The organism is Parabacteroides sp. MSK.9.14 (genome assembly GCF_019041495.1).
Lineage (GTDB): Bacteria > Bacteroidota > Bacteroidia > Bacteroidales > Tannerellaceae > Parabacteroides > Parabacteroides merdae.
Window position 1 is genome coordinate 46374 of the sequence record NZ_JAHPXO010000026.1, and the last position, 19170, is coordinate 65543.

The window sequence follows — 19170 nt, forward strand, 5'->3', positions numbered from 1 at the left end:
TGTCTGTGAAGATAGCCTTTTTTTGTTTTACGCGGTTGATGTTGTTTCCTCCGAGAAGCGATCATTTTATCCGAATTGCCCGTTCTTTTGGTATTCTTGATTATATTTGTATATCTGAAAAGATTCATTGTAATAAAAATATCTTTATATGGAAATGTACAAAGCAAATGATAACCGGTATGCCGATATGGCTTATAGGCGTTGTGGGCGGAGCGGATTGCTATTGCCGGTCATCTCTCTGGGATTGTGGCATAATTTCGGCAGTGTAGATGTGTTCAGTAACTTTATTCAGATTGCGTATGCCGCTTTCGACAATGGGATTACACATTTTGATCTTGCCAATAATTACGGTCCTGTGTATGGATCGGCAGAGGAAAATTTCGGCCGTATCCTGAAGAAAGGTCTGGGGCAATATCGGGATGAACTTGTTATTTCCACAAAAGCCGGATATGACATGTGGCCTGGTCCGTATGGCAACTGGGGAAGTCGCAAGTATCTGATGGCAAGCCTTGACCAGAGTTTGAAGCGGATGGGATTAGAATATGTGGATATTTTCTATTCGCATCGTCCGGACCCACAGACGCCAGTCGAAGAAACGATGGGAGCATTGGCTGATATCGTCCGCCAGGGAAAAGCCCTGTATGTCGGGATATCGAATTACACTGCCGGACAGACGGAAAAAGCACTTGCCGTATTGAAAGAACATCGTGTGCCTTGCTTGATCCATCAAGCGCGTTATTCGATGCTGGATCGCAGGATCGAACCGGACTTGTTGCCTCTGTTGAAGCAGGAAGGAGTAGGGATGATCGCCTTCTCGCCATTGGCACAGGGCATGTTGACGGATAAGTATCTGAACGGTATTCCCGATAATTCGCGTGCGGCCAAATCTACAGGCCATCTTCAACGTGAACAGGTGACGGAAGAAAAAATAAATAAAGTAAGACAACTGAATGACCTTGCCAAACAACGCGGACAGACGTTAGCGGAAATGGCGATTGCCTGGCTGTTGAAAGACGACCGGGTGACGAGCGTCCTGGTGGGAGCCAGTTCGGTTGCACAGTTGATAGATAACCTGAAGGCGTTACAAAATACAGCCTTTTCAGCGGAAGAAATACAAATGATAGAAAATATATTACAGTAATATACACTGATAAATCATCATTTATTAATCCAAACAATTAATGAAACCATTCTTATATCAGGTTGCATCCCTTTTTTATTCTGAATACGGGGCGGAAGTGAGCCGTCTGGCCTTTGTTTTCCCGAATCGCCGTACCGGGCTGTTCTTCCAGAAATACTTGTCGGAAGTATCTGAGAAGCCTCTTTTCTCGCCGACGATCCTGACGATCAACGATCTGTTTGTACAGTTGAGCGGAAAGCAGGCTGCCGATCGGATCAGCATGCTGTTTAAACTATATGATATTTATTTGAGACATAGCGGTTCTTCCGAAACGTTCGACGAGTTCTTGTATTGGGGGGAAATGCTGCTGAATGATTTTGACGATATCGATAAATATATGGCAGATGCCCGTATGCTCTTCACCAATGTGACGGACCTGCGTGAGATAGAGAATGATTTTAGTTTTCTGAGCCCTGAACAAATTGCGGCTATCCGGACTTTTTGGTCTTCTTTTTACCCGAAAGGAGATACGCCCAACCAGGAACAATTTCTGGCGGTCTGGCAGATTTTATATGCCCTATATACCGATTTGCGGGAAGCGCTTGCCACCGAAGGCAAAGGATATGAAGGTATGATTTTTCGGGAAGTTGTCGAACAGATGGAGAAAGACGAATGTTGCGACCTGCCCTATACAAAGGTTGTATTTGTCGGACTGAATGCCCTCTCGGTGGCTGAAGAACGTTTCCTTTCCGGGTTGCAAAAACGGGGAATAGCTGATTTTTACTGGGATTACGCCTCTCCGAAAGTGACGGATCCGGATAATAAAGCCTCTTACTTCGTGGAGCGCAATTTGCGGCAATTCCCGTCGCAATTAATTGAAAATGGACAATTGACTATTGACAATGAAGATGACGACAAAAAGAAGATCGAGGTGATCGGCATCCCTTCCGGAATCGGACAGGCAAAGCAAGTGTGCAGCATTCTGAACGAGCTTTGCAAGGAAGACGAAATGAGTGCGGAAGAAGCGTTGCGGACGGCTGTGATTCTGCCGGATGAACATTTGTTGATTCCGGTTCTGAATGCCATTCCCGAACAGATCAAACGGATCAATGTGACGATGGGATATCCGTTGGCCGGTACACCGGTCGCATCTTTGATGGAATATATTCTGGCTTTGCAAAAGAATATTCGTTATGTGGACCGGAGGCCGGTGTTCTATTTCCGGGATGTCTTGCCAATCCTGAACCATCGGTATATCTCGACTACTTCTCCGGAGATGGTTTCTAATCTGGTAAAAGATATTTCAGAAAACAACAAGATTTACATATCGTATGACGATCTGAATAAGACGCCATTGTTGTCCATCCTCTTTACTCCGGTGACTGCGGTGGAAACTTTCTCCGATTATTTGATTAACGTGTTGCAGGAACTGAATAAAGCAGTTGAAGGTGGAAAGTTGAAAGTTGAAAGTGTAAATAGTGACACGGAGCCACTTTCAACTTTCAACTCTCAACTCTCAACTATTAACGACATCGAACAGGAGTTTATCTTCCATTATTTCGCTACGGTTAACCGGATGAAGGAAGTCATGCGGGAGGCGAATGTAGAAATGAAAATCGACACCTATTTCCGTTTGCTGAAACGTGTGACGGACACAATTACGATTCCTTTCCAAGGTGAACCTCTTTCCGGTTTGCAGATCATGGGTGTTTTGGAGACTCGTGCGCTTGACTTTGACCGGTTGATTATCCTTTCGATGAATGAAGGAATTTTCCCGTTGAGGAAAGCGGCTAATTCATTTATTCCTTATAATCTTCGTCGTGGATTCGGTTTGCCGACATACGAACATCAGGACAGTGTTTGGGCGTATCATTTCTATCGTTTGATTTATCGTGCCAGCCATGTCAGCTTGCTTTATGATACTCGGAGTAACGGATTGCAGACAGGCGAGGTTAGCCGTTTCGTGCATCAGTTGCATTATCATTATGAGGAGCCGATACAGAATAAGCTGGTTGTTTACAATGTCTCTTCTTCCAAGACTCCTGCCTTGCAGGTAGCTAAGACGGAGGAAGTCATGAACCGTCTGGCTGATTTCCGGAGTGGTGGGACGCGGGCGATATCGGCGAGTGCAGTCAATACCTATCTGGATTGTCCGCTTAAATTTTATTTCTCCGTTGTCGAGGGAATACGTGAAGAAGAGGAGGTAAGCGAGACGATCGAAAGTAATGTTTTTGGAAGTATCCTGCATAAGGTGATGGAAGAATTGTATCAGCCATTCTGCGGAAAGATGGTGACGGCTGATCTGCTGAAAGCGATCCGAAAAGATACGCCTATGTTGACGGGAGCAGTTGCCCGTGCCTTTGCCGAAATTTTCTTTAAAACGGACATTGTTCGTCCACTCACCGGACAAAACTTCCTGATCGGCGAGATGATTCGCAAATATGTGGAGAAAGTGCTGGAACGTGACGCAAAACAGACTCCTTTCCGTTATATCGAATCGGAAAAGAAGATAAAATGCCTTTTCCCATTGACGGATAAAAGCAATATCCAGTTGAAAGGATTTATCGACCGTATAGACGAAGTACGCGATGTCGTCCGCATTATTGACTATAAGAGTGGGAGCGGGACGACGCAGTTTACCTCTGTAGAAGCTCTTTTCGACAAAGCAGATACGGATCGTTCCAAAGCGGTTATGCAGGTCTTTATGTATGCATGGATGTTTAACAGGTCAGTTCAGCTTTCAACAGCTATTCAGCCGGGTATCTATTATATGAGGACCCTCTTTTCTTCCTCTTTCGATCCTGGAATTTACCATCGTACAGACCGGTTCAAAACAGAACAGGTTTTGGACTTCGCCAACTATTGCACGGATTTTGAAGACAGCCTGCGAAATTGCTTGGATGAAATCTTCGACACAGAAACCCCATTCGTGCAAACCCCGAACGGCAAAGCCTGCATGTATTGTCCGTTTAAGGATATTTGCGGAAAATAGTGTTTTTACAGATTTCCCATATATTCATCCACAATTTCATTCAGGAAGCGGTTGAATGGAAGAAGCTTTCGAAAACAATCGATGGTTTCTTCCATCCAGTCCGGCTGGCTGAAAAAACTGTCGGGCTTAATACCTATAACGCTGAAGTCTTTGTGCCTTAATATATGACCGTAAGGAGAATCGGAGGGGAAACCTGCCGGGATACGTTTTAGCATGTCCCCTTCGAGTGACGGGTACAGAGCTTTGAAGGAAGGCTCTTCGATGATGGAAACAAATTCATCTATGTTGTTGTATATTTCACGTCGAAGGACTTTCAATATTTCCGGTTTGGGATACCAGATACCGCCAGACAGTACGCAGTATTCCGGTTCAAGATGAAAGTAGTAAGCTCCCCGGATACTATGACGTCCTCCTTGAGCAATACAGGCTGACATATAAGTCTTGTAAGGCGACTTGTCGAGGCTGAAGCGGATGTCGCGATTAATACGGAACAGACATTTCCGGGCATCCAATCCCCGTATATCAGGATCAAATACGCTGATTCGTTCGATTAACTCTTGTACTTCGTTGATAAAAGCACAGCGAAGTTTGTCATATCGTTCTCTATTTTCATGGAACCAAACGGTATTATTGTTTCGTCGTAAATCGTCTAAGAATCGGATAATTTCTGCATTCATATTAGGATATTCTTTTTTTATTGTATTTTGTATCTCCATTGTTTCGGAGTCATCTGTTTCATCTTTTTGAAATAACGATTGAAGTAGGGAATGTCGGTGAAGCCGCATTGCCAGGCTATTTCGTTAATGTCCTTATCCGGAAAGTTGCGGAGTAAAGTGCCAACGGCCTCTATCCGGTATTCGTTGATGAAGTTTGTAAACGTTTTGCCTGTTTCACGTTTGAAAAACGAGCAGAACGCCGTTGTGCTCATGCTGATTACGTTTGCGGCGTCCGAAAGAGTTATTTTCTCCTTGTAATGCTCGATGACGTATTTGAAGATCAGTTGCATGCGTTGCATGTTTTTGGTAATGCCGTTGAATACCGTTTCCTGCAAACCGATAGGGATTAAATCGGTTGTGGTTCCGATTTGTTGCAGGATGCGGATCAACATCAGCATCCTTTCGCTTGCATTCAGGAGGTTCATTTCTTCTAAGCAGGATTTGATCTTTCCGGCTGTTTCGCCTGTCAGAAGGATGCCTTGCTGGATTGCCGATAACCGGTGAGCAGCATATTCCCATTCGGTAAAAAAAGACAGGCCGGTTTGTAGCAAGTCGGGATTGAATTGCACAACTATGCATCTCCGTTTTCCATCAGGCTCGCAGCTTTCGGGGTTATACATCCAACAATGTGGTTGGTTGGTCGGGACCAGTACGACTTCTCCCTCCTCGAACGGCTCCAGAAAGTCGCCTATCATCCGGTAGCCTGAACCTTTCACAACATAACATATTTCTATTTCGGGATGAAAATGAAGAGGCATTTCGTCTTTCGGGTACAAGCTGGAATAATCGTAGCGTAATGAGGCACAACTATCTTTTTTGATTTGTTCGAATTTTAGTTTCTCGTGCATGTCGGATGAACTTTCTGATAAAACACAGTAAAATTAGACAATAATTGCATAATCTGCGACAATTACACTTAATAATTTTGTTGTTTCTTTGCGGCCGGAAAAACAGAAAGATTGAATAGGTTATGAAGAAAGGTTTGTATGCATTGTCTTTTGGCACATTTGGGTTGGGGATTGCAGAGTTTATTATGATGAGTATCTTGCCGGATGTGGCGGCAGGATTTGATATTTCCTTATCCGAAGCCGGGCATCTTATTTCGGCTTATGCGTTGGGGGTATGTGTGGGAGCACCGTTGGTAGTGGTGGTGGCCAGGAGTTGGCCGCTACGTACGATCTTGCTTGCTTTGGTTGGGCTTTTTGTTGTCGGGAATCTGCTTATGGCTCTGTCGGCCGATTATTGGATGGGGTTGTGTGCCCGGTTTGTATCGGGGTTGCCGCATGGGGCTTATTTCGGAGTCGGTTCGATTGTTGCCAGCCGTTTGGCGGAGAAAGGGAAAAGCACTTCTGCTGTAGCTATTATGATAATGGGGATGACGATTGCCAATTTGTTCGGTGTCCCGGCCGGGAATTTCCTGGGGCACTTTCTGTCCTGGCGTTTGGTTTTTGTGATTGCAGCGTTGTGGGGTGGCGTAACGATTTGGTTTATCCGGAGGTGGGTTCCTGTTTTGCCCGCCCTGCCGGCGACGAATCTGAAAGGGCAGTTTCGTTTTTTGAGAAGGCCGGAACCGTGGATGCTGATTGCTGCTACCATGTTAGGAAACGGGGGAGCTTTTTGCTGGTATAGCTATGTCAATCCGTTAATGACGGAGGTGTCCGGTTTCAGTGTCGGGACAATGCCTGTATTGATGTTGCTGGCGGGTGCGAGCATGTGTGTCGGTAACTATTTGGGAGGGCATTTGTCTGATCGTTTTACACCTGGTATCGTAGCGATGTCCATGCAGTTTCTGATGTTTGCATCACTTCTGCTGATTTATTTTTTTGCTTCGTACGGCTTTTTGTCCGCTTTGCTGATGTGCGTTTGTACTGGTTGCCTGTTTGCAGTTTCTTCTCCACAGCAATTGTTGTTGCTTCAATATTCTCCTGGCGGAGAGATGATGGGCGGGGCGATGGTCCAGCTTGCTTTTAATTTGGGGAATGCCGTGGGGGCTTATTTTGGAGGATTGTCGATCGAACATGGGGCAGGGCTGGAAAGTACGGCATTGATCGGTTCGTTTTTTGCCCTGTTAGGAACTACGGTGTTTCTGGTATTCAACTATATGGTGTTTAAACCTCAGAGGAAATTACTTTTAAAGGGGGGAATATAATTTCCGAGGATCAAGACGGCATTTTTGGACATAGAAACAGCCGTCCGAAATCGGGACGGTGTTTTTGGAGATAAAAAACAGCCGTCCGAAATCGGGACGGTGTTTTTGGAGATAAAAAACAGCCGTCCGAAATCGGGACGGTGTTTTTGGAGATAAAAAACAGCCGTCCGAAATCGGGACGGTGTTTTTGGAGATAAAAAACAGCCGTCCGAAATCGGGACGGTGTTTTTGGAGATAAAAAACAGCCGTCCGAAATCGGGACGGCTGTTTGGATTTATAATGTCTCTTGTTTCAGTTGTTCGACGAAACGATCGATTCGCTGTAGTTCTTTCGGAATATCGATTCCCTGCGGACAGTGCGGATTGCATTGGTTGCAACTGGTGCAATGATCCGCCTGGCGGAGTTTCGGTACACTGCGGTCGTACCCGATCAGATAAGCCCGGCGAGCTTCGCGGTAGTTTTCATCCTGTCCGCTCTGCGGGACATTCCCCTCGTTCACACATTTATTATAATGAAGCAAAATTCCTGGAATATCGATACCGTAAGGACAAGGCATACAGTATTTGCAGTCGTTACATGGGATGGTCGGATACTGCATCATCAAGTCGGCGGTGTCGAACAAGAAACGGTTTTCCTCTTCCGTCAACGGTTGCAACGGGCAGTAGGTGCGGAGATTGTCTTGCAGGTGCTCCATGTAAGTCATGCCGCTCAGCACGGTGAGTACGCCAGGAAACGAACCGGCAAACCGGAAAGCCCAGGAGGCGACGCTCCGTCCCGGTTCGCGTTGCTTCAGGCGGGCGACGATATGGTCGTGCACGTTCGAAAGCCGTCCTCCGAGGAGTGGCTCCATGATGATGGCGGGAATCCCCCGTTTCTGTAATTCCCCGTACAGATATTCCGCATCGGTGTTTCGCGGGTTGATCTCTTTGGCATGTTTCCAGTCCAGGTAATTCAACTGGATCTGGACGAAATCCCATTGATATTCGTCGTGTTTCGAAAGCAAATAATCGAACACCTCTATATCTCCGTGATAGGAGAAACCTAAGTTTCGGATACGTCCTGCCTTGCGTTCTTCGAGCAGGAAGTCGAGTATGCCGTTCTTGACATACCGGTTTTCATAGGCTTCCATACCACCCATGCCGATCCCGTGAAGCAGCATATAATCGAGATAATCGACTTGCAGCTCCTTGAGCGAATTGTTATACATCGCTATAGAGGCTTCGCGGCTCCATGTGTCGGGAGAGAAGTTCGAAAGTTTGGTGGCGATGTAATATTTGTCACGTGGATAGCGGCTGAGGGCGATCCCCATAGCATGTTCCGAACGTCCTTTGCAGTAGGCGGGCGAGGTGTCGAAGTAGTTCACACCGTGCTCGATGGCATAGTCAGTCAGCCGGTTGACCATCTCCTGGTCGATTTCGTCGTCGCTGTCTCTTGCGCTGCTTTTGGCAATAGTCGGCAGACGCATGCATCCATAACCGAGGATGGAAACTTTGTCTTTTGTGGATGGCGTTGTGCGGTATGTCATCCGGTCCGTGGGAATAGGGGTGGAGCTTCCCGAACCTGAGGCCATCCCGCTGTCCGAACTGCACCCGGAGAGCAACGGGGCGGTAGTTGCCGTGCTGATTCCTACAATCTTCAGGAAATCGCGACGGTTTATCGCTTGATGATTGTCTTTTTTCATATATGATGATTCTTTTATTTCTTGATCAAATATTCCGGTGTTGTTCGTGTCCTTCCACATATATGGCGCTGAACGGACGCGACGGGCACAGGTTTTCACAGGCTCCGCAGCCGATGCATTTTTCCTCGTTTACGACCGGAAGTTGAGGCGAATCCGGGTCGTTCGGGTCTTTTGCCACCATCAAGATCGCCTGGGTAGGGCAATGGCGGGCACAGTTGCCGCAAGTGACGCCGTCCCGGTTGACGATGCAATTTTCCTGAATCAGTACGGCATGTCCGATCTGGATAGCCGTCTTGTCCGCTTTCGTGATCGGACGGATCGCTCCGGTCGGGCAAACTTCCGAACATTTGACGCATTCGGGACGACAGTATCCTCGCTCGTACGATACTTCTGGCTGCATAAATGTTTGAAGGTTCCCCGAAGGACGCAGCACATGGTTCGTACAAACCGATACACAAAGCTGGCACGCGGTGCAATGCCGGGAGAAATTGGCAGCGCTCAGCGAACCCGGAGGGGTGATCGGGGTTGTCCGGTCCGGTTTCTTTTTATCTTCGATGATGGCCAGTCCGCCGTCGACTTTCTTGTCCGGGAGTTGTACTTTTTCCTGGGCTTTCAATGCGGCAGAAGTAGCAAGTAATGCCGATACGGTAAAGAATTTGCGACGATCGGGCTTGTCTACGGCCGGTTGGGCGGTCTGTATTTCCGCCTTGTTTGTTTTTCTGCGTGTATATCGGATGGCTCCCTGCCGGCATTTGTCGATACAATCCATGCAGGCGACGCAACGGCTGTAATCGATCTCGTGTGCTTTCGCATTGATACAGGCTGCTTTGCAATTGCGGGTACACAAGCCGCAACCATTGCATTTGGACGTATCGATAACCGGCTTGAAAACGGAAAAACGGGAGATCAATCCCAAAAACGTTCCTACCGGGCAGATCGTGTTGCAATAGGTTCGCCCATTCCGCCAGGCAAGTATGATCAGTATAATGAAGGTAACTGTGGCAATGATAAAGGTTGGGAGGCTCCGTAGCCAGACTTCCGTCTCGTAGAAAGCATAACTGCCCGCCCGTTCCGCCAAGTAGGCCAGAAAGTTGTTCCCCCATTGCCAGAGGGGTGCGAATAAGTTAGAGGCGATACGCCCGTAAGCGCTGTAGGGTGCGATCAAGGCCGCCCATGCCCCTAACCCACTGATCATGGCAAGGATAAAGATCACCATCACCCCGTATCTTAACCAGGACAAGGCGGGGGAATACCGGAAACGATTTTTCTTCCGTTTCCCCGCCAGCCATGAAACGACATCCTGGAATATACCGAGAGGGCAGATTACAGAGCAGTAAACCCGACCGAAAATCCAGGTCAATGCAATGAGCAACAGCACCACGCCGAGGTTGAGTGCCAATACCGCCGGCAGGAACTGTATTTTCGCCAACCACCCGAACCATGCATGCAACGTCCCCGTGAAATCGAGAAACAGCAGGGTGACAAGCGTAAAACAGATAAATGCAGTTGTAAGTCTGATTGTTCGCAACATAATAAGCTCTTTTTTAGATAGTCTGTTATTTTATGTCGCAAAAATAGTGAAAGGAAATGATTTACAACTTATACGAATTACAGATTGATATACCAATATTACGGTTTTGTCAACTTCGGCAAAAAGTCTGGCTGACAAACTTCAGGACTTCCGGCAAAGCCGTCCGCCAATAGATCCAGCTATGGCCGCCGTCGCGCACTCGGAATTCATGCCTGATCCCTTTCTGCCTCATGATCTGGTGCACCTGCATGTTTCCGTCCAGCAGGCCGTCGTCATCACCGCAATCAATGTAATAACGGATTTTGGGCAAGTTGTTTTGGTCCCAGTCGGAAAGGATCTTCAAGACATTGTTTTGCTTCCAGTGTTCGTCTCCCGGTCCGAACAGGCGGTTGAATAAATCCTTATGTGACCGGGCTTTTCGTGCTTCCATGACTGTGTCGTCGAAAACGGCGGCACTCAACGGAGCACATGCGCAGAACATGTCCGGATGATGCAAGCTGTACAGGAATGATCCGTAGCCACCCATCGACAATCCGGCAATTGCCCGGCTTTCTTTGTCACTGCGAATCCGGTATGTTTTTTCCATATAGGGGATAAGTTCTTCAAAAAACATGTCTTCATAAGGTACTTTTCCATCATACTGGTTGATATACCAAGTATCCCATGCGTCCGGCATGACGATTATCATCGGCACGGCTTCCTCGTTTGCGATGGCACGGTCGGCAATCGTTTTCATTTGTCCCATCTGTATCCAGTTGGTTTCATTGTCCGTATAACCATGCAAGAGGTAGAGGACCGGATAATTCCTTTTCGAGGTGTTGTAGTCGGAAGGCAGGTAGATGGAGTAGGAAACTTTCCTACCTAATTTGTTACTTTCGAAAGAGAGCGATTCGAAAACTGTACTTTGCGAATATCCTGCAACGTTGAATAGAAAGCACAGGATACAATAGAGATAAAATTTGTTTTTCATATACTATTAATAATTAGATTTGTTTGTCTGGACAGAGTAAGAATAAGAGAAGAGAGCTTGCCGGAAAACCCATTAGGTTTCGACATACTCTCTTTCCCTTATTGGGAAATTAATCCGCCACCGGATAGGGAAATTCGGTCAACCCTTTGTACATGAATTGATAGGTCGGAACTTCGATTCCCAATTCTTGGGCAGTTCGTACGACATAGCCTGTCAATGTTTCCACTTCGGTGCGATTGCCTTTTTGAAAATCACTGTGCATGGAGGTTGTGGAGTTGTTAGGCATGATCTTCTGGGCGTCGATGGCGGAGAATACTTGACCGTCCGGCAGACGGATCCCTTTGGCTTCTGCCACGCTTTTGAGTTCATAACCTAACGTGATGAACAGATCGATATGGTTATTTACCACTTCGCCAATCGTTTCATTGAAATAGGAGGTGATAGTGGCGGCGGTCGAGATCATGAAGAATTTCTTCCAGATTTCCAAGTCAATGTCATCCGGTATTGTGGTAAGGATACGGGCGTTGACCAATATATCCTGTAAGTCTTTCTGTCGTTTCTTGTTTCCTTGTTTACTTCCGAAGAACATCCGGTCCTTTATGGTGAACTTTTCCACTCTTCCCGGTCTGACCAAGCGGGAACTGATGTAAACGCATCCTTTCCAAACCTCATTGTTCGGTAATAGCTTTTGTATGCGTTCCGCTATATCCGCTCCGTTCAGCAGAGGAATGATAACCGTATTAGGGCCGATGATCGGAGTCAGCTGAACTATATTCTCCTCCAAGTCGTAGCTTTTGGTACAGCAAAACAGGTAATCGACTGGTCCTATTTCAGCAGGATTGTCGGTTGCGAGGGTTGGTTTTGCTTTGATCGTCAGGAATGTATTTTTGACTTCGATGCCGTTCTTACGTATCTCTTCCAGGTTTTCACCCCGGGAAATGAAATAGATGTCAATATCTTCAGAGTCTTTGTAACGGGCAGCTAATAGTCCTCCGTAGTAGCCGCCTACAGCTCCTATACCGGAAATCGCTATTTTAGTTTTATTCATGTTCTTGTCTTGTTATTTTTACAAAGATGAAAAATAAAATTGGAATAACTATATCAGTTTGAGTTCTTTTAGAAAGTTGGGGATACATTGTTCAAAATTAACACCAAAGCGGTAGTCCGTTTTTACATTATATGTCCGGCGTATACTGTCGGCTGTGAAGTTTACGGCTATTTGTGCTGATTCGCTTAAGCTGAAGTTATTCAGCAGGCCGGATAACAGGGCGCTCGCAAAAACATCTCCTGTTCCGTGATAACTTCCTGGTATCCTTTCGGAAAACAGGTAGTCTGTCGAATCTTTCCTTTGGTCGTAGGTCGCAGCTCCCAATTTCTTTTCTTCAAAGTATACACCGGTCAGTACGATCTTTTTCGGTCCGAGCTTGCTTAGTTTTTTTAAGATTTTTTCGATATAAGCCTGCGTATAGGGACCGGGATGGTAGCTCTCTTCCAGTAATAAAGCAGCTTCGGTCAGGTTAGGGACGATGATGTCTGCTTTCCTGCATAAGGATCTCATGCCTGTTGCAAACTCAGGCTGGAATATGCGATATAGTTCTCCGTTGTCCGCCATTACCGGATCTACCAGGATCAGGTTGTTTTTTGATCTGAATAGTTCGAAAAACTCTTTGACGAGGTCCAGTTGTTCGAATGAACCTAAGAAACCGCTGTAGGTCGCATCGAATTGTATATCGAGCGACTTCCAGTGCTGCATAAAAGCCCGCATGTCGCTTGTCAGGTCGCGGTAAGTGTATCCGCTGATTCCTCCTGTATGAGTCGATAATATGGCGGTCGGCATGGCACATGCTTCTATTCCGGCGGCGGAAAGGATAGGCAAAGCAACAGTTAGAGAGCATTTTCCGAATCCGGACAAGTCATGTATGGCAGCCACACGTTTTTGATAATCTTTATTTTCCATTTATATGTTATGACTTTATTTTTCTATAACAACAAAAAATATTTCCGATTTGTTATTTGAGAAATAGATAGGCTATGAGAAATATTGCTATTATTGCACTGTTATTGGCATGTGTCAGTGTGGCTGGCAACGCTGGGAACAGGAAAGAGTTTGATTTAATGAAACAAGAAAATATGAAGATGAAAGACAAGGCTGAAATATATCTGGCAGGCGGTTGCTTCTGGGGTACGGAACATTTCTTGAAACAGATCAGAGGTGTGGAACAAACGGAAGTCGGTTATGCCAACAGCCAAGTTCCCAATCCAACCTATAAAGAGGTGTGCACCGGGAATACCGGAGCGGTAGAAACAGTTAAGGTTGTTTATGATCCGCGAACGGTCGACTTGGATCTACTGTTAGATTTGTACTTTCAGACGATAGATCCGACTAGTGTCAACCGTCAGGGTGGGGACAGTGGTTTACAATATCGTACGGGCATTTATTATATCGATAAAGACGATGCTCCGGTGATCGAAGCTGCCATTAAGGATTTGGCAAAAGACTATGCGAAGCCGATCGCCATCGAGGTGATGCCACTCGTTAATTTTTATGCTGCGGAGGAATACCATCAGGATTATTTGGATAAGAATGTGGGCGGTTATTGCCATATTAATCCGAAATTGTTTGAATTGGCACGGAAAGCTAATGCCCGTCCTGTTTATGCAAAGCCGGATGATGTGACTCTTAAGAATAAACTTTCGGACATACAGTATGCCGTAACGCAAAAAAATGCCACGGAGCCTGCATTCCGCAATGAGTACTGGAATGAGCATAGGGAAGGAATCTATGTCGATATTACGACTGGTGAACCGCTTTTCGTATCTACCGATAAGTTTGATTCCGGCTGTGGCTGGCCCAGTTTTTCCAAACCGATTGATAAGAAACTGATTGTCGAAAAGCCGGATACTTCGCATGGAATGACCCGGACAGAAGTACGCAGCCAGACGGGGAATGCTCATTTAGGTCATGTCTTTCCGGATGGTCCTGCCGATAAAGGAGGTCTACGATATTGTATAAACAGCGCTTCACTGCGGTTTATCCCGAAAGAAAAGATGAAAGAAGAAGGTTATGGGGATTATTTGCCTCTTCTGAAGAAATAAAATCAGGCTTATATATTGATGAGGCAGTATCCACTGCCTCATGTTTTTTATTTATTGTTCGAGAACATCCAAGTCCATTTATGCCATATGCTTTCCAAGGGACCTTGTTTGTGGCTTGCCAGCCACCATTTGCAGAACGAAACTTGTAACAGGAAGAGGGCGAACCCGATTAGTAAACTTATTGTATAGCCACAATAAAGAGCTAAATATAGTCCGAACGGGAAATAGATGATCGCTCCCATGATTGATTGCGCGATATAATTTGTCAGGCTCATCTTACCGTAAAAACGCAGAGCTGAAACAGCTTTCCTGAAGCATTCTTTCTGGTATAAGAGTACAAACGAGGAAACGAGGATGAATGTAAACGCAAATTTCTGCCACATGTCGAAAGCTGTCCCTACGGTTTGCTTGATCAAGGCATTGTCGCTTGCCATGATCTGTTCTTTTAAGGAATACAAGGGAGCGAAACAGATTGCAGCAATAATAAGAACCTTTACCCAAAAACGCAGGTGTGTTTCGCTTGTAACGAATAGTTCTTTTCTGCCGATATAAAGTCCCACCAGGAATAGACCTGCCGTCTGCAGAAAACGTCCGGCTCCGATAGCCCAGTACAAACTTGCTTTTTGTCCTAACGTGATATTGCCCCAGATGAAGTCCAGGAAATTTCCGGCTTTGGTATATTCGGCGACCTCACTGTACATGGCGCCTACGCCGAGATCCGGCAGAGCATGGGCAGGATTGAGCAGACTCATGATGTAGTGATACCATTCTATAGGTTGGATTAATAATATAATAGCTGTGATCAAGATCGCTTTGTCACTCCATTTGCGGACCAGAAATAAAACCAAACCTACTACGGCAAATAACAACAGTACGTCTCCGGCCGGGAAAAAAGCGGCATTCAAGGTTGCGAAGCCAAGCAACAGAACCAATCGCCATAAGAAGCGGTAGCCGAAGTCTTTTCCTTTCTTTGTCTGATTATGACATTGGATATAGAATGTAAACCCGAACAAAAGAGCGAAAATAGCATAAGCTTTTCCTGCAAACAGGGAAAAAATGACGTTAAACACTCCGTCGTTTAAGACGGCTAGCCATGCTGGTTGTTCTGTTGGATAGACTGGAAAGATAAAATGTTCCAGATTATGCACTAAAATAATTGCCATGACGGCAAATCCTCTTAGTGCATCGACTACTTCAATACGTGGGATTTTACTTGCTGATAGTTCCATATAAGTTGTTTATTAAGTTTCAATGTTCAAATATAGGTAATTTTGATTTCAAAGCATCCATGTTTTGAAATTGGAAAAGTTCACAAGCAGTATTCAAGCGATATTGGGTAACAAATTGTGAGAATGCATTCCTTTGCATCGCTTGGAAGCAGGACTTTCGGGCAATAAAAAAAGCCACAAATCATTGATTTGTAGCTTTTTGTCCGTTCGCTGACCATTTCTGTCCAGTAGGTTCTGCGGAGAAAGCGGGTTATGAACCCACTCCCTCATATCTTTCAAATTCAATGCGTTATCAATATGTCAAAGCCTTAGGGGGTACAACTTAGGTTACAAGAATAACGCGTTTCTGTCACCTTTTGGCTGTTCGTTGTCTGCCTAAAACTACGGTTCAAAGATACGGCTTTCTTTTGATATGTGCAAATCATTGAAAATAAATATTCTGCGGTTAGTGCAAGGTGCAAGCTATATATAGATATATACTTGCACCTTGCACTACATCTTTAGTTTTTTAGAAAGATGAAGTGTTATCAAGAATTTAATTGATAATCCGATAGTATAAGTTCAGGGAAAAACGCTATCTTTGCAGAACTAACAGAAAAAGAAATAGTTGTTCAACAATATGAAATGGCAGTTGTGCATATAGCTACGCCCAACGAATAGCACTTCCAATTATTGCTATTCAGCAATAGACAGGCTTATGTTTTAAGTTTGCCTGTTATTGTCTTGTCATTATCATTATCCCTTATTATAATCTATAAGATTGTCGTGCTGCTTAAAGCGGCAGGATATATTGTATCATATTGGTTTGAACAAATGAATTATACCTATAAGAAAATCTGGCTCATCGTTTTTCCTGTAATGATGAGCATCCTTATCGAACAACTGATAAATATTACCGATGCTTTGTTTTTAGGGCATGTGGGTGATGTGGAACTGGGCGCATCTGCCCTTGCCGGAATATGGTTCTTGGCAATTTATATGCTCGGCTTCGGGTTCAGTTTGGGGTTGCAAGTGGTAATTGCCCGTCGTAACGGAGAACAGCGGTATGCAGAAACGGGAAAAACGTTCTTTCAGGGATTGCTTTTTTTGTTGATGCTGGCTGTACTCCTCTGTCTGCTGTCCAAGATATTTTCTCCCGTTCTGTTGAAACATCTGATAACTTCGGATGATGTTTATAATGCGGTTATCTGCTATTTGGATTGGCGTATTTGGGGATTGTTGTTCTCTTTCCCGTTCCTTGCCTTACGCTCGTTTTTGGTCGGTATCACACAGACAAAATCCCTGAACATGGCGGCTTTCACTGCCGTACTGGTGAATATTCCGCTGAACTGGCTCCTGATATTCGGCTTCGATATGGGTATATCGGGAGCGGCTATCGCTTCTTCATCTGCCGAAATGTGTTCGCTGGCTGTATTGGCTGCATATATGTTTAGACACATTGATAAAAAAGTGTATGGCTTATACTGGCGTATTGATATAACGATATTGAAAGAGGTATTTTCTATCTCGGTATGGAGTATGCTCCAGTTCTTTACAAGTGTAGCCATTTGGTTTCTGTTCTTCGTGGCTATCGAACGTTTGGGAGAAACGGAATTGGCAGTATCAAACATTGTAAGAAGTGTTTCCGCACTGTTTTCTGTTATCGTCAATGCGTTGGCAGGTGTCACCGGTTCTTTAGTGAGTAATCTGATTGGAGCAGGTGAAAAGAAAAAAGTTTTTCCGCTTTGCCATAAGATTATCCGTTTAGGATACGCAACAGGCATTCCATTGATTGCTTTTGCGTTGTTCTTTCACCAGCCCATTATAGGGGCTTATACGGAAAATCCCGGTATCGTACAGCTTGCATGGGCGCCTTTTCTTGTCATGCTGTTAAATTACTTCTTTGCACTACCCGGTTACGTCTATCTGAATGCCGCCACAGGAACGGGAGCGACACGGACAGTATTCATTTTTCAGGTGACAACTACGATTGCTTATCTGTTCTGCTTATGGGGATTAGATTCTTGTGATGTCCCGTTAGCGACATATTGGGCTGTGGAATACTTATATGTGATACTGCTTGGTACACAATCCGTCATTTATCTTAAATATAAACAATACTAAGAACTGAAAGTTATGATGAGCAAGATATATCCCCGTAAGGGTGACACGCAAACCGTTTATTTGAACGCTGTCGTAAAAGACCCGTCTATCAAAATAGGCGACTATACCATTTACAATGATTTTGTTTCAGACCCGTGTCTGTTTGAGCAAAACAATGTGTTGTATCACTATCCGATTAACCACGAACGGCTGATAATTGGAAAGTTCTGTTCTATTGCTTGTGGAGCAAAATTTCTGTTCAACTGTGCCAATCATACCCTAAAATCACTATCGACATACACATTTCCGCTGTTCTATGAAGATTGGGAATTGGATAAGGTAAATGTGGCTTCTGCTTGGGACAACAAAGGCGACATCGTGATAGGCAATGACGTGTGGATAGGATATGAAGCCGTAATTATGGCTGGTGTCCATATCGGTGACGGGGCTATTATTGGAACAAGGGCGGTTGTGACGAAAGATGTGCCGCCCTATACCATTGTGGGTGGTGTTCCTGCCAAAGAGATACGAAAGCGGTTCAATTCTGATATGATAGAACAGATGCTGGCTTTGAAATGGTGGAATTGGTCGGTAGATAAGATACAGGAGTTTTTGCCTTATCTGATGAATGGCGATTTAGAAAAAATAGTGGCAATGAAAAATAGGTAGCTATGAGAACAATAGCGGAAGAAATGTTGTCCCGGATAAATGCTGAAATAAAATTGCTCAATTATGACAATGATATTACAGCAGATGATGCTTTGCACATGGTAAAGTTCATTACTCCGCTATACAGCCAATTAAGAAAGTTTGTATCAGACTATGTATTTCCAACAAATGAAGACGAAATTCTCTTTTTCAAGGAAATCAAGCCTAATATCCTCGACAAATATCTGTATTTCAGTAAGGTTTACAGTATCGAAATGAAATGTCCCATTGGTAACAATGAGATTATCAAAGAATATTTGAACCAAGAATTAGAGGAATTAACTCGTTTCTTCCGTGACAATTTGGATTTTTACCAATACTATCGGTCAAAATCCACTTATATGGATAACTTGTATTTCGTTCGCAAGAAAACGGATATTCAGTTATTGCTTGACAGTTTCCAATATGACCGTGACCCGTTGTTTTCAACGGAATACGATTATAAGATTGCGAAGATATTATGTAACGAAATGTTGCGCATATATTTAAATCAACGGTTGGTAAAACTTGGGAATACGAATCAGTTAGAACACAAGCTGCAACAACTGGATAAGTATCTTTTCCGCTTTACAGGCAAAAAGGCATATCTTATTGAATTAGGATATTCTCTTGTATCTTCGGGCGACATAAACAATGGCAACGTGGAGATAAAAGAAATGATGAATTTCCTTAGCACGATATTCCACATTGATTTAGGAGATTATTACGCTTCATACATAGCCATGAAGGAGAGAAAAGACCGAACGGCATATCTTCATCATCTGATAGAAAGCCTTGTTAAGCGGATGAATGAGGATGATATGAAATAATCTCCAGTATTCCAGTATGTAGAAGTACCATGTTCTCCCCAACATGGTACTTTCTTTTTATAGTGAAATCTACTTTGAAAAATGACA

Annotated in this window: 15 protein-coding genes; 7 read left to right on the forward strand and 8 right to left on the reverse strand. The window is 44.6% G+C overall.

The features are described from left to right. Positions 1 to 148: 148 nt before the first annotated feature. Positions 149 to 1141, forward strand: coding sequence for an L-glyceraldehyde 3-phosphate reductase (gene mgrA, locus KTG12_RS14070; RefSeq protein ID WP_022322316.1), 993 nt, complete (start codon positions 149 to 151; stop codon positions 1139 to 1141). Positions 1142 to 1181: 40 nt separating this feature from the next. Beyond that, positions 1182 to 4112: a PD-(D/E)XK nuclease family protein gene (locus KTG12_RS14075; RefSeq protein WP_122299577.1), complete on the forward strand. Its 2931-nt coding sequence runs from the start codon at positions 1182 to 1184 to the stop codon at positions 4110 to 4112. A 5-nt stretch (positions 4113 to 4117) separates the two neighbouring features. Here the strand turns inward: KTG12_RS14075 and KTG12_RS14080 are convergent, their stop codons facing one another. Next, positions 4118 to 4789, reverse strand: coding sequence for a DUF2461 domain-containing protein (locus KTG12_RS14080; protein WP_005650266.1), 672 nt, complete (start codon positions 4787 to 4789; stop codon positions 4118 to 4120). 17 nt (positions 4790 to 4806) lie between these two features. Then, positions 4807 to 5676: an AraC family transcriptional regulator gene (locus KTG12_RS14085; protein ID WP_022322318.1), complete on the reverse strand. Its 870-nt coding sequence runs from the start codon at positions 5674 to 5676 to the stop codon at positions 4807 to 4809. A 122-nt stretch (positions 5677 to 5798) separates the two neighbouring features. Here KTG12_RS14085 and KTG12_RS14090 point away from each other — a divergent pair, with 122 nt between their 5' ends. Then, positions 5799 to 6977, forward strand: coding sequence for an MFS transporter (locus tag KTG12_RS14090; protein ID WP_122299579.1), 1179 nt, complete (start codon positions 5799 to 5801; stop codon positions 6975 to 6977). Positions 6978 to 7251: 274 nt separating this feature from the next. Here the strand turns inward: KTG12_RS14090 and KTG12_RS14095 are convergent, their stop codons facing one another. From KTG12_RS14095 to KTG12_RS14115, 5 genes are all read right to left on the reverse strand, one after another. Next, positions 7252 to 8658: an aldo/keto reductase gene (locus KTG12_RS14095; protein ID WP_195528706.1), complete on the reverse strand. Its 1407-nt coding sequence runs from the start codon at positions 8656 to 8658 to the stop codon at positions 7252 to 7254. A 25-nt stretch (positions 8659 to 8683) separates the two neighbouring features. Further along, entirely contained in the window at positions 8684 to 10189 is a 1506-nt protein-coding gene (locus KTG12_RS14100; protein ID WP_122115350.1) for a 4Fe-4S binding protein, read from the reverse strand. A 109-nt stretch (positions 10190 to 10298) separates the two neighbouring features. Continuing rightward, complete coding sequence (locus KTG12_RS14105) at positions 10299 to 11159, reverse strand: esterase family protein (RefSeq protein ID WP_155144240.1); 861 nt, start codon at positions 11157 to 11159, stop codon at positions 10299 to 10301. Between the two features lie 109 nt (positions 11160 to 11268). After that, positions 11269 to 12207: a ketopantoate reductase family protein gene (locus KTG12_RS14110; RefSeq protein ID WP_046451471.1), complete on the reverse strand. Its 939-nt coding sequence runs from the start codon at positions 12205 to 12207 to the stop codon at positions 11269 to 11271. 48 nt (positions 12208 to 12255) lie between these two features. Next, positions 12256 to 13116, reverse strand: coding sequence for a pyridoxamine kinase (locus KTG12_RS14115; RefSeq protein ID WP_022321458.1), 861 nt, complete (start codon positions 13114 to 13116; stop codon positions 12256 to 12258). 158 nt (positions 13117 to 13274) lie between these two features. Here KTG12_RS14115 and msrB point away from each other — a divergent pair, with 158 nt between their 5' ends. Next, a complete protein-coding gene (gene msrB, locus KTG12_RS14120; protein ID WP_227226134.1) occupies positions 13275 to 14255 on the forward strand; it encodes a peptide-methionine (R)-S-oxide reductase MsrB in 981 nt (326 codons plus the stop codon). A gap of 47 nt (positions 14256 to 14302) precedes the next feature. On the opposite strand, the gene KTG12_RS14125 is transcribed toward msrB, so the two are convergent. Beyond that, positions 14303 to 15484, reverse strand: coding sequence for a DUF418 domain-containing protein (locus KTG12_RS14125; RefSeq protein WP_138273108.1), 1182 nt, complete (start codon positions 15482 to 15484; stop codon positions 14303 to 14305). An 813-nt stretch (positions 15485 to 16297) separates the two neighbouring features. On the opposite strand from KTG12_RS14125, the gene KTG12_RS14130 reads away from it, so the two are divergent. Genes KTG12_RS14130 through KTG12_RS14140 form a run of 3 tightly spaced genes read left to right on the forward strand, consistent with a single transcriptional unit; the run spans position 16298 to position 19083 of the window. After that, positions 16298 to 17587 (forward strand): MATE family efflux transporter, encoded by a 1290-nt coding sequence (locus tag KTG12_RS14130; protein WP_155144238.1) that lies wholly within the window; start codon positions 16298 to 16300, stop codon positions 17585 to 17587. Positions 17588 to 17599: 12 nt separating this feature from the next. Continuing rightward, positions 17600 to 18235, forward strand: a complete 636-nt coding sequence (locus tag KTG12_RS14135; protein WP_004325478.1) for a CatB-related O-acetyltransferase — start codon at positions 17600 to 17602, stop codon at positions 18233 to 18235. A 2-nt stretch (positions 18236 to 18237) separates the two neighbouring features. Continuing rightward, positions 18238 to 19083 carry an RteC domain-containing protein gene (locus tag KTG12_RS14140; RefSeq protein ID WP_138273106.1) on the forward strand — a complete coding sequence of 282 codons (846 nt, stop codon included), beginning with the start codon at positions 18238 to 18240 and terminating at the stop codon, positions 19081 to 19083. The last annotated feature ends 87 nt before the right edge of the window (positions 19084 to 19170 follow it).

What these genes read in the sequence shown, in the direction of transcription:
- KTG12_RS14130 (WP_155144238.1), top strand. Translation starts at nt 16,298, where the DNA reads ATGAATTATACCTATAAGAAAATCTGGCTCATCGTTTTTCCTGTAATG.
- msrB (WP_227226134.1), top strand. Translation starts at nt 13,275, where the DNA reads ATGAAACAAGAAAATATGAAGATGAAAGACAAGGCTGAAATATATCTG.
- KTG12_RS14085 (WP_022322318.1), bottom strand. Translation starts at nt 5,676, where the DNA reads ATGCACGAGAAACTAAAATTCGAACAAATCAAAAAAGATAGTTGTGCC.
- KTG12_RS14075 (WP_122299577.1), top strand. Translation starts at nt 1,182, where the DNA reads ATGAAACCATTCTTATATCAGGTTGCATCCCTTTTTTATTCTGAATAC.
- KTG12_RS14100 (WP_122115350.1), bottom strand. Translation starts at nt 10,189, where the DNA reads ATGTTGCGAACAATCAGACTTACAACTGCATTTATCTGTTTTACGCTT.
- KTG12_RS14125 (WP_138273108.1), bottom strand. Translation starts at nt 15,484, where the DNA reads ATGGAACTATCAGCAAGTAAAATCCCACGTATTGAAGTAGTCGATGCA.
- KTG12_RS14080 (WP_005650266.1), bottom strand. Translation starts at nt 4,789, where the DNA reads ATGAATGCAGAAATTATCCGATTCTTAGACGATTTACGACGAAACAAT.
- KTG12_RS14115 (WP_022321458.1), bottom strand. Translation starts at nt 13,116, where the DNA reads ATGGAAAATAAAGATTATCAAAAACGTGTGGCTGCCATACATGACTTG.
- KTG12_RS14140 (WP_138273106.1), top strand. Translation starts at nt 18,238, where the DNA reads ATGAGAACAATAGCGGAAGAAATGTTGTCCCGGATAAATGCTGAAATA.
- KTG12_RS14095 (WP_195528706.1), bottom strand. Translation starts at nt 8,658, where the DNA reads ATGAAAAAAGACAATCATCAAGCGATAAACCGTCGCGATTTCCTGAAG.
- KTG12_RS14135 (WP_004325478.1), top strand. Translation starts at nt 17,600, where the DNA reads ATGATGAGCAAGATATATCCCCGTAAGGGTGACACGCAAACCGTTTAT.
- mgrA (WP_022322316.1), top strand. Translation starts at nt 149, where the DNA reads ATGGAAATGTACAAAGCAAATGATAACCGGTATGCCGATATGGCTTAT.
- KTG12_RS14090 (WP_122299579.1), top strand. Translation starts at nt 5,799, where the DNA reads ATGAAGAAAGGTTTGTATGCATTGTCTTTTGGCACATTTGGGTTGGGG.
- KTG12_RS14110 (WP_046451471.1), bottom strand. Translation starts at nt 12,207, where the DNA reads ATGAATAAAACTAAAATAGCGATTTCCGGTATAGGAGCTGTAGGCGGC.
- KTG12_RS14105 (WP_155144240.1), bottom strand. Translation starts at nt 11,159, where the DNA reads ATGAAAAACAAATTTTATCTCTATTGTATCCTGTGCTTTCTATTCAAC.